Here is a 10496-nt window from a genome sequence, read left to right on the forward strand (position 1 = left end):
TTCAGTCAAGTGATATTAGTATTTAGTATTAGCTATCTTCTAAGGGGACTTTAGCGATTGCTTTTCCTTGTCTCACTGGGTTTATAAACTAACTACATAACTAAATAATTAGGGTATGTATTTGTAATTCTCAAAAAAATTGTAATTTGACTTTAACAATAGGGAAATATAAAAGTAACATTTTCTCCCATAACCATCGCTGAACAAAAAGGCAGCAATTGCCTTCGCGTTCAAATTACAGATTGTCTATGCAACTTATTTATCTACCGCTTGCTTGGCCCAACAACATTGGGCAGTCCATTGTCAAAAAACAGTTGATTGTGAAGCCAGACACGCCTTTGCCGCAAATCCTGGCATTGATGAAAATAGCGATCGCCCCCATGCAATTGAGTTGCACAGCCTTTTTCAGGATAATCCCGCAAGTGGAAGGCAACTCATGTCAGGCATAAGCCCATTTTCTGTTTCTAAGCAACCACCACTGATTCTAGTGGCTGATGATGACAAGACCATCCGGGTATTGTTGCGTAAAGCAATGGAACAAGAAGGTTATCGAGTAGTCGAGGTCAATGATGGTAAGCAATGTTTAGATGCTTACGAGACTATCAAACCCGATATAGTTTTGCTAGATGCTGTAATGCCTGTGATGGATGGCTTTACCTGCTGTAAGCACTTGCTCCAGATTGCTAGGAATAATTTAATCTCAGCCCTTGCCACCTTTGATACTGACTCGACTCTTAACAATACGGTCATGTCCAAGATATGGGAGCGCACTCCCATCTTGATGATCACATGCTTGGACGATGAGGAATCTGTAAACCGTGCTTTTGAAGCGGGAGCGACTGATTATGTCACTAAGCCAATTCACTGGCCTGTATTACGCCAGCGGTTGCGTCGACTGCTACAGCAAGCACAAGTATACAAACAGTTAGAGGCGGCAAACGAAGCTTTGCATCACCTTGCCAATGTAGATGGCTTAACTGAGTTAGCTAATCGTCGCCGCTTTGACGATTATCTCAATACTCAATGGATTAATCTCGCACAAGAGGGATTTCCTTTGTCAATGATTTTGTGTGATATCGACTTTTTTAAATTTTATAATGATAAATACGGCCATCCGGCAGGGGATGTATGTTTACAAAAGGTGGGTGCTGTCTTAAGCCTTAAGGCACAAAAACATCAGGATTTAGTAGCGCGTTATGGTGGCGAAGAATTTGCTGTGATTATGCCATACACTCCTGCATCTGGCGCACTTCACGTAGCCGCCGCAATTCGAGCGGGAATCAAAGATTTGCAAATTGTTCATGACGGTTCTGCGGTGAGTCAGCACGTCACTCTCAGTATGGGTGTGGCAACTGTTGTCCCGACTTGGGAATCTTCACCTTCAGAGTTGATTGTGCTGGCAGATAAAGCACTTTATCAAGCAAAGGCCGGGGGACGCGATCGCTTTGTCTCAAGTTCTTAATTGTCATTTGTCATTTGTCATTAGTCATTGGTCATTGGTCATTTGTCAATATCCTTACCTAAGAAGGATAAACTGGCAGTGTGAAGTGAAACCATGCTCCGTTATTGGGGGCAGAATCCACCCAAATTTGGCCATAGTGTGCCAGAACGATGCGTTGGCATAGACAAAGACCAATGCCGTAACCTTCTGTACCTTCATCCCGTTGCAGGCGGAAGTGGTTTTCAAAGATGCGATCGCGATTCTCTACAGGAATACCAGGCCCAGTATCGCCAATACTAAACTGAACTTTTTGGGTAGTGCGGTGTAATCCGGCGATGCTAATCTTGCCACCTTCTGGGGTGTATTTGATGGCATTATCCAACAGATTCACCAGCACTTGCCGGATGCGTTCTGGGTCAGCATATACATAAGGTAAGTCGTTGGGAATATCTGTTTCGACCTCTTGGGATTTAGCGGTGTAGCGATCGCACAATTCTTCTAGTACATCTAAGCACAGTTTACCTAGCTGTAATTTTTGTGGTAAAATTGGAAACTCAGTATCTTTGCCCCGACCTACCTGCAAAAGGTCGGCAATCATCCGATCGATGATCTTAGTTTGATTACGGGCTTGTTTTAATAGATGCGCCGTTAATGATGGTTTAAGGCGCTGAAATTGGCCTGTTTCTAAATTGTAGTTAGATTGGAGAGTTTCGATGGCGATCGCGGCGGCAGTTAGGGGATTGCGGAGATCGTGTGCCAGCATCGAAATCACCCGATCTTTAAACTGTAGCTGCTCTTGGAGGTTATCTTTTTCCTGTTTTAAGCGAAAAATTTCGTCTGAGAGTCGGATCAGTTCGGCAGAAACAGCAACTGAACGGATAGTCGATTTGGGTAATGTCACCCTAGCATTATCGTCTATCCGTTCTTGTAAGTCTTCCTGTAATTTCAAATAGGCGTCTACAGCGGCTTGCCAGCGAGGCCACCAGTTTTTCAATTGCGCTATGATATTACTTCCAGCCAAAACCTGCCGTGGTTCCGGGTGAATTTTAATTAAAGCTGGCGTTGCTACCAATTTAAAGTGTTCTGCTAAGTAAGGTTGTTGACCAACATCAATAGTTTGAAGTTCAAAACTATACTCAACCTGCAACTCTTTTAAGTAAGCACGTATTCGCTGCACCTGTTGACGGGACTTGGGACGTCCATCGACAAACAGTAACAGCTGGAGTGGAGCCTCAGAATAAATAGGCTGATCCTGGGAAACTTGCATGTAATCGTGTTTCAGCACTGGTAACAACCCGGTGACGCTTTACAGAAAGTAAAAAGGACTGACGGTTGTCGATGGTCGTTGTTTTTTCTTCTTAATATCTATTTTAGATTTTCATACTCCTATCCGATCTGCGTTTTTGACATCAAACGTGTCTTTTTCTGCCTTTTGCTGCCTTTTGGTGAACTTCATCTCCAATAAACACCCAAGCCTCTTGAATATAAGTCTTAATTTGCCCTGAATCAAAAATTTTCGCCAGAGCCAGCAGGTGAAAGGTTTAATACTATGTCAATTCGGCTAGTCTAGCACCATGTCAATTTGAATACTCGCTTTGAGCAAACGATCGCCCAAGAAAACACAGATGCTAATTGTATCTAATCTATCAGGAAGGTGTTAACTGTTCAGACCAAGTTTGTAGAGGTTTTTTCAACCGCCAGTGCATTTGATGAAGTGTCTTTTTCGCCTCAAGCCAATCATTAACTAGGATTGGGAAAAACAGCCAAAGCCAACTATGTACTATTTCTATAACTTGCGAAGCGCACCTTCCAGCTTTCCTAAAAGAACCACAGCCCTATCCAAGAATAACAGGGGATGGGTTGATTGAGGGAAAGTTTTGGATAACATAGAGGCGATGCCTACGGCGGTAAACTACGCACTTTTAGAGAAAGCACTCACTGCTTTCGAGGCTGTCAAGTAATTCTTGACTACAGCACAAGTAGCATTTTCTCCAGAAAATCAATTTAGAGATACTAAAGAAACTGCTGCGACACTTGACTGCTTTACCTAATTACCCCAATCGTCAAGAATAACGAACTTACGCTAAGTTACTGGAATTGTTTAACACTGGCATTTTTCAGCTATTGCCTGACTCACATTGCCATCGTCAGATGAATAATTTTCAGAATCGATTGTCAGCCAGTGTTAGTGAACTCGATCTATTCCCCTCTTTGGGTGAGGCTAAAGGGAGCTTTATTCCAAGTCTATCACTTCAGTTGCTTGGCGTAGGCATCGCGTTACAACTAGTGCATATGGAAGTAGATTCAAGCTTTTGCTAGCTAAACTGTTTTTTGAGCAGTTATCTACTCTACAACTTGGATATTTAGATAACTCTCTAAAAGATTGGTTCACAATCTAGTATCGCTCGGTTTGTAGTTGGTGACTCTTATCTAAATACTAAAATCCTGACTAAGAACTCTGAAATTATAAAACTATTATCTAGCAATGATTTCAGGTTTATTTATATTTTTTCCCAAAAATGTTAGTTTTCCAGAATTTTAGGGAACTCTATAAATAAGCATAGGAATTATCAAAACCTAATGGCTGTAAAACGAAGACAATACGGTAGCTTTTGCTACCGTTTACTCATTTTTAGAGACATCATCACCAAAATAGACATTTACGAAGAAGACGTAGTGAGTCGGTAGTGTTTTTGGGTGATATGGAGAGTCAGAGGAGAGCAGGGGAATAAAGGAGAATAACCATGTCCCATGCCTCATTCCCATTTAATGGACAGTCTGCGCTAGGGTAGGAATTGAAACTCAATTTGTGATTTCCTGTGCTTCCCTGTAAACGTCCAGCTGTATTTCTAATTTGGGCTGTTATACTCACTTCGTTAACAGCTTGTGCTAATAGTCCAGTCGCCAAAAACCTTGAGGAATCTTTGGCGGCAGATCCAAAACTGCAAAGCAATCCAGTTGTCTTTGGAGAATCTCAGAGTAACCAACCGCAAGCACAGCAAAACGAATCAACTGTTCAGTTACCAGTTGATTTTCCTAAAGATATTCCACTATATTCCAATGCCAAGCTACAGGAAGTTACACCTGCTAGCGGCTCAGAAAACAAAATCTCAACTCGTTGGTTAAGTTCTGACCCCAGTAATTTTATTGCTAGTTTTTATCGCAGCCAGTTTCAAACAAATAACTGGCAGATTTTACAACAGCCGACAGATGATACAGGAAACACTTTTGAGGCGCGTCGCAGCGATTTGCTGTTAAAGGTTTCCATTCAGCCCAAATCAGTTACTAACGCCACACCCAATCAACCCCAAACAGCCACTGAATTACTGATTGATTACGTACCGAATAGTACTGCAACAGCACAACCTACTTCAATTACAAATCCTAACGAAACTGCTAACGCCGTTCCTCAACCGGGAAATTCACAGTTCATTGGCCCAATACTACCGACAAACTCGGCAGCACAGCCACCAAGTACAGCTAATAACCAAACAATCCCTACAGCCTCCTCTAAATCTCAGGTATTCAACGATCTGAATAAGGCACCACAAGAATGGCAGCAACATATCCAGGACTTGGCTGCATTAGGTGTTTTATCTATAGAAACAAAGACAACTAAGAGCAACTCTACTACCACAACTAATCAGTTTGAACCCAGTAAAATCGTTACACATCGAGAATATGCTCGTTGGCTAATTGCTGCTAACAATGCTGTATATGCCAACAATCCAGCTAAACAGATTCGCTTGGCATCAGAAAGTACTCAACCAGCTTTTAGTGATGTGTCAGCAAAAGATCCTGATTTTCCTGCAATTCAGGGATTGGCTGAGGCTGGCTTAATTCCTAGTCCTTTGTCTGGAGATTCTACAGTAGTTTTGTTTCGTCCTGATGCACCTCTAACGCGAGAACAATTGCTGCTATGGAAATTACCCTTAGATACTCGCCAAGCTTTACCCTCTGCTAACTTAGATGCGGTTAAACAAACCTGGGGTTTCCAAGACGTAGCGAAAATTGACCCGAAGGCTTTAAGAGCAGTGTTGGCTGATTATCAGAATGGCGAACAATCGAATATTCGCCGGGTGTTTGGTTATACGACTCTGTTTCAACCCAAAAAACCAGTAACTCGTGCTGAGGCTGCTACGGCTTTGTGGTATTTCGGCAGTCAAGGTGAGGGTGTATCGGCTACTGAGGCTTTGAAATTAAAGCAAAGTTAAAGCTATGAAGAGGAAGGGTTGCACCATTCTGTCGCAGTTAGTCGATCGCAAGCATAAAAGTGTGCAATTCCCACGCCATAACATATAAATTTGACCATTTTTTTGTAATAGACCTGTTTTTCATCAAGAAAATGTAAATCTAAGTATTTTCAGCGTTTTTACCCGTGTTTGATGAAATTTTGAGGCATAGTTAAGTAAAATAACGTAAATTAACTTAATAGACGTACTTAGTAAAGACAAGTTGTCAGACTTTCGCCTTTTGATTGCTTTTAAACAAACTAAAAAATAATGCAGGTAAAACAAATATGAAAAAACAAGCTGTAGCAGCAGGATTTGTTTTCTTATCTTTCATGTTGCCGCTCAGAGTAAGTGCTGCGAGTTTTGACAAATTTTATGTATTTGGCGACAGCCTTTCTGATACTGGCAATGTTTTCGCTGCTACTAATGGTTTAGTCGCTCCAACAACAGCCATTCCCCAAAATCCACCGTACTTTCAAGGGCGTTTTTCCAACGATCGAGTGTGGGTAGACTACCTTGGAGATCGGCTAGGATTAAAACCCTCTCCATACATTACTTTAAATCCTACTATTCCCAACCAAGGTATTAACTTTGCTGTGGGTGGTGCTAGTTCTGGTCAAGGCAATGCTGTTGTTCCGAATGCACCGTTACCGGGAGTATTAGAGCAAGTCGCCTTGTTGACGCAACCTATTATACAAGCCAATCAGAAGCTCGATCCAAATGCCCTTTATGCTGTATGGGGAGGTGCAAATGATTATGTGTTTGGTCAAGCTACGAATGCAAAGCAAACAGTCCAGAATTTATCAAACGCAGTAGGGTTACTTGCCTCATCCGGTGCAAAAAATATTTTAGTCTTTAACTTGCCTGATTTAGGCAAGATTCCTTTTGCATCCGCTACAGGTCTCTCTAGCAACTTGACTGCCTTAACAAATGACCATAACACGAGATTAGCAGAGGAACTAGACAAATTTACTAATAACTCTGACTTGAATCTGATCTCTGTGGATGTGTTTTCCCTATTTAATCAAGTACAAGCAAATCCAGGGAAGTTTGGGTTTAAAGATGTGACTAACCCTTGTGTAGTAGGGAATTTCCAGACAATCATCAGTGTATGTTCTCAACCAAACGATTATTTGTTCTTTGACTCTGTACATCCAACAACAGGTGCTCATAAGTTAGTAGCAGACGCTGCACTGGCGGCGATTGAGGCGAAGTCTGTTCCTGAACCTGCGATCGACTTGGGTATTTTAGCCCTTGGTGCTTTTGGTGCGGTAGGAGTGCTGAAGCGTCAACAAAAAAGGTCAGCAGGTCGGGTTGTTGATGCACAATTGTCTCATATAACAGTCGAAAACTAAACTAACTGTCTTGATGTGGGATTACGATCGCTTATTTGAAATTATTGAAGAATTAGTCATGCACCATTCCCCTAGTGGTGTAGAAGCTGAGATTAACCAGTTGTTGATGCAACGATTTACAGCGCTGGGTGTAGAAGTCTGGTGCGATCGCGCCGATAATATTATTGCGAAAATTCCTGGGAAAAATCCAGACGGAGCGATTGCCATCACAGCACATAAAGACGAAATTGGTGCAATTGTCAAGATTCTCGGTGATGAAGGTCGTGTTGAAGTCAGCAAACTCGGCGGTTCTTTCCCGTGGGTTTATGGCGAAGGCGTTGTCGATTTATTGGGAGATAACGAAACCATCAACGGTATTCTCAGCTTTGGTTCCCGCCACGTTTCCCACGAATCGCCCCAAAAAGTCCAGCAGGAAGATACTACTGTTAAGTGGGAAAATGCTTGGATTGAAACGAAGCTGACATCTGCTGAATTAGAAGCAGCTGGTATTCGACCTGGAACTAGAATGGTGATTGGCAAGCATCGCAAGCGTCCAATTCGGTTAAAGGATCATATTGCTGGTTACACCTTGGATAACAAAGCTTCTGTGGCGATTTTGTTAGCTTTGGCTGAAAACCTGAAACAGCCAGTAGTTGATGTTTATTTAGTAGCTTCAGCAAAAGAAGAAGTGGGAGCAATTGGGGCGCTATTTTTCACGCAAAATCAACGTTTGGATGCCTTGATTGCTTTAGAAATTTGTCCATTATCTGAGGAATATCCTGTTAAAGATGGGGAAAGTCCTGTACTTTTATCTCAAGATGCCTATGGAATATATGATGAGGGGTTAAATGGACAACTGCGCCATAGTGCTAAACAGTTGGATATGGCAGTGCAGTTAACAACTCTGAGTGGGTTTGGTAGCGATGCTTCCATTGCCATGAAATTCGGACATGTTGGGCGTGCTGCGTGTTTAGCATTTCCTACCCAAAATACACATGGATATGAAATTGCTCATTTAGGAGCGATCGCTAATTGTATCGATTTGTTAAAAGCTTTCTGCGAAACTGAGTTTGAGTGATAGTTCCAGGCTTTTAATGGAGAGAGCGATCGCATATCAACCCAAAATAGTCAGAAAAAGGTTTTGCAAAGCCTGAAGGTCTGGCTCTTCGAGTCGCCCTAACTTTTTGATCGCTAGTCCTTTATCTATGGTAGTCAAAACTGGTTTGATAATTGAAGGTTTGAGAGACCAGCTACTCGCCATCAATATTTGCATAAGATTTATAATCTTCTGAACCAAAGAGGGAATCAATTAGTATTTTTCGATGAATATATGTATTTCCCTTTTGCCACCATCCTTTTCTTGCATTGTCAAAAAAAGGATCAAATAAATCTTGTCTATTTTTTATTGTTCCTACAGTTTTAGCAATACCAGTGTTTACAAGATAAAGAAAAAACTCTTGCTTAGTTTGAAAACTAAATTCTCTAACAAAATCCATATCAAATTTAGCTAAACCATATCCAATTAAATTAAGAATTTCATAATTCTCATATTTGTTCGTATTAGCTCTATTCATAAATTTGAATATTAACTTAAATTAATAAAATAATAATTTGATGCACGCGTTGGTGTAGCCCGCCGTAGGCATCGCACCAGAAAGGAATCACAGTTTGTCCCTGACAAGTAACCCTAATGCCGCTTGCTTGTCAAACTCTAACAATTGCAAAGGTTGTTCAGGCGATCGCCCAGTGGCAGTTTCAGGTAAAACAAGGGTGCAATGCCTGGGTTTGGCTACGCCAACGCAATTGTGATTTCAGCGATCGCTATATCTCCCAATCCTCAATCAACAAGTTATTAATGCGTTGGAATTCTCTAGTGTTATGGGTGACAAGGGTTAAGTTATTTGTCAGAGCGATCGCGGCAATTTGTAAGTCATACGCGCCAATGGGAGTACCTAATGCTTCTAGTTGAGAGCGAATTGTTCCAAACGTCGTTGCGGCTAAATCGTCAAAGGGTAGCGATCTAAATTGGGCTAAAAATTGTTGTTGTAAAGTAAGATTCCGTTGTGGGTTGGCACTTTTCATTGCGCCATAAAATAGTTCAGCTTTGACGATTGAGCAAACGGCAATATCTTTAATGGTAGTGGATTCTAGTTTCTGTTTTAAAGTGGAATTTTTACCACGCATATAGATAATGCAGGTGTTAGTATCGAGCAGAAATTTCACAGGATTGGTTCGCGTTCTGGTTGTTGTTCTTGAGGATGACGGAAGAAGGTTTCATCTTGGATACATCCATAAAATTGAGGCAAAGGATATTCTGCTATTTTGGTTAGAGTTGTTGGTTGTAGGGACTCAATGAGGGTTTTTAGTAATCGAGTAAGGTCAAATTCTTCGGGTAATTCAGCCACGGGAAATTGACGGAATAATTCTGATATTTTGCTTGTTTGCACAGGCTGAGTATTGTTATTGTCTGTAGTCAGGCTTTGTGCCAGGAGTTGGATAATATACAATTTATCATCAGGTGAAAGCTGAAGGAGTTGTTGTTCGAGTTCTGGGACAACCATGATGTAGCTCAGGTGGAGGATAATTTCATTTTACTTTCATAATCAAAAGTTAATCTAGCTATGCCTGGGTTGGGCTACGCCAACACATTTGTTATTTTTGCGATCGCGCTTTTGAGGAAATATTAAGCAATACCCACCCAATATAAATTGTCATCTAATCGAGGGGAAGTTCTGGTGTAATATTGGATTTTGAATTGTTATAATGCTGGCTGTTCGTCACAGTTTTCAATGTAACGACGTAAAACAGAGTTGATTAAGGTTTTATATTCTCCGCTTTGAGCTTGAAACCACTCTAGTATATCTGGCTCAATCTGTACCAATTGCTGTGCTTGAGGTGCCGGAACTCGGAGAGTAGCTTTCTGAAAAAACTCTTCTGTCAATGGTGGAATGTCAGAGTAGTCAATTTCTTCATCGTTCATTGACTCCAATGCTGTCCAGTTAGTACGAGAGGTATTTCTCAAGTCTTTGTCGCTCATACCGATTTGCCCTTCGTGCTGAAATGATCCGAATCACATTATTTTTGCGTTCTGTCCAAACTACAACGGCTACACCGTTGCCGAGAAAACCTATACCGAACCAACGGTTTTCTCCGTAATCAAAACGATCGTCTAACTCAATTAGCATTGGACTTTCAAACATCTCAGGAACATCGGCGAAATCAATTTCATGTTTGCGAAGATTCTCTAAATTTTTCGCCTCATCCCACTCAAACTGCATGAAAATTTAGACACGCTAATTGAACCATCTCTATTATCCTGCATAATATCCCAATACGCTCGGTGTTAGAGATAAAAACCTGATTTTGCGTAGGTTGGGTTGAGCGATAACGTAGGCGCAATGATTTTGCGATGCCTGGGTTGGGCTACGCCAACGCATTTGTTATTTCGGAGTACCCATTTGTTATTTCGGAGTACCCATTTGTTATTTC

At 41.4% G+C, this 10496-nt stretch carries 12 protein-coding genes; 5 read left to right on the forward strand and 7 right to left on the reverse strand.

What is annotated here, in order from left to right; genetic code table 11:
• Window positions 1–248: 248 nt before the first annotated feature.
• On the forward strand, window positions 249–449 hold the full coding sequence (locus RM049_RS29835; RefSeq protein ID WP_322702094.1) for a hypothetical protein: 201 nt from the start codon (window positions 249–251) through the stop codon (window positions 447–449).
• Window positions 437–1462 carry a PleD family two-component system response regulator gene (locus RM049_RS29840; RefSeq protein ID WP_322697629.1) on the forward strand — a complete coding sequence of 342 codons (1026 nt, stop codon included), beginning with the start codon at window positions 437–439 and terminating at the stop codon, window positions 1460–1462. Before RM049_RS29835 ends, RM049_RS29840 begins: the two co-directional genes overlap by 13 nt.
• A 58-nt stretch (window positions 1463–1520) precedes the next feature.
• Here the strand turns inward: RM049_RS29840 and RM049_RS29845 are convergent, their stop codons facing one another.
• Complete coding sequence (locus RM049_RS29845; RefSeq protein WP_322669737.1) at window positions 1521–2726, reverse strand: histidine kinase; 1206 nt, start codon at window positions 2724–2726, stop codon at window positions 1521–1523.
• A gap of 1534 nt (window positions 2727–4260) precedes the next feature.
• On the opposite strand from RM049_RS29845, the gene RM049_RS29850 reads away from it, so the two are divergent.
• From RM049_RS29850 to RM049_RS29860, 3 genes are all read left to right on the forward strand, one after another.
• Entirely contained in the window at window positions 4261–5655 is a 1395-nt protein-coding gene (locus RM049_RS29850; RefSeq protein ID WP_322706731.1) for an S-layer homology domain-containing protein, read from the forward strand.
• Between the two features lie 305 nt (window positions 5656–5960).
• Window positions 5961–7028, forward strand: a complete 1068-nt coding sequence (locus RM049_RS29855; protein ID WP_322706732.1) for an SGNH/GDSL hydrolase family protein — start codon at window positions 5961–5963, stop codon at window positions 7026–7028.
• Window positions 7029–7041: 13 nt separating this feature from the next.
• Window positions 7042–8085 (forward strand): M42 family peptidase, encoded by a 1044-nt coding sequence (locus tag RM049_RS29860; RefSeq protein ID WP_322706734.1) that lies wholly within the window; start codon window positions 7042–7044, stop codon window positions 8083–8085.
• 36 nt (window positions 8086–8121) lie between these two features.
• Here the strand turns inward: RM049_RS29860 and RM049_RS29865 are convergent, their stop codons facing one another.
• From RM049_RS29865 to RM049_RS29890, 6 genes are all read right to left on the reverse strand, one after another.
• Window positions 8122–8268, reverse strand: coding sequence for a hypothetical protein (locus RM049_RS29865; protein WP_322706735.1), 147 nt, complete (start codon window positions 8266–8268; stop codon window positions 8122–8124).
• Window positions 8258–8581 (reverse strand): hypothetical protein, encoded by a 324-nt coding sequence (locus RM049_RS29870; RefSeq protein WP_322706736.1) that lies wholly within the window; start codon window positions 8579–8581, stop codon window positions 8258–8260. The genes RM049_RS29865 and RM049_RS29870 overlap by 11 nt, the downstream gene beginning before the upstream one ends.
• 247 nt (window positions 8582–8828) lie before the next feature.
• A complete protein-coding gene (vapC, locus tag RM049_RS29875; RefSeq protein WP_322669743.1) occupies window positions 8829–9230 on the reverse strand; it encodes a type II toxin-antitoxin system tRNA(fMet)-specific endonuclease VapC in 402 nt (133 codons plus the stop codon).
• On the reverse strand, window positions 9227–9568 hold the full coding sequence (locus tag RM049_RS29880; protein ID WP_322706737.1) for a hypothetical protein: 342 nt from the start codon (window positions 9566–9568) through the stop codon (window positions 9227–9229). Before RM049_RS29880 ends, vapC begins: the two co-directional genes overlap by 4 nt.
• A 197-nt stretch (window positions 9569–9765) precedes the next feature.
• Window positions 9766–10044, reverse strand: coding sequence for a BrnA antitoxin family protein (locus tag RM049_RS29885; RefSeq protein ID WP_292732080.1), 279 nt, complete (start codon window positions 10042–10044; stop codon window positions 9766–9768).
• Window positions 10007–10285, reverse strand: a complete 279-nt coding sequence (locus RM049_RS29890; protein ID WP_322706738.1) for a BrnT family toxin — start codon at window positions 10283–10285, stop codon at window positions 10007–10009. Before RM049_RS29890 ends, RM049_RS29885 begins: the two co-directional genes overlap by 38 nt.
• Window positions 10286–10496: the final 211 nt, after the last annotated feature.

Origin of the sequence: Nostoc sp. DedQUE04 (assembly GCF_034530995.1) — a bacterium.
In the GTDB taxonomy this organism is placed as follows: Bacteria; Cyanobacteriota; Cyanobacteriia; order Cyanobacteriales; family Nostocaceae; genus Nostoc.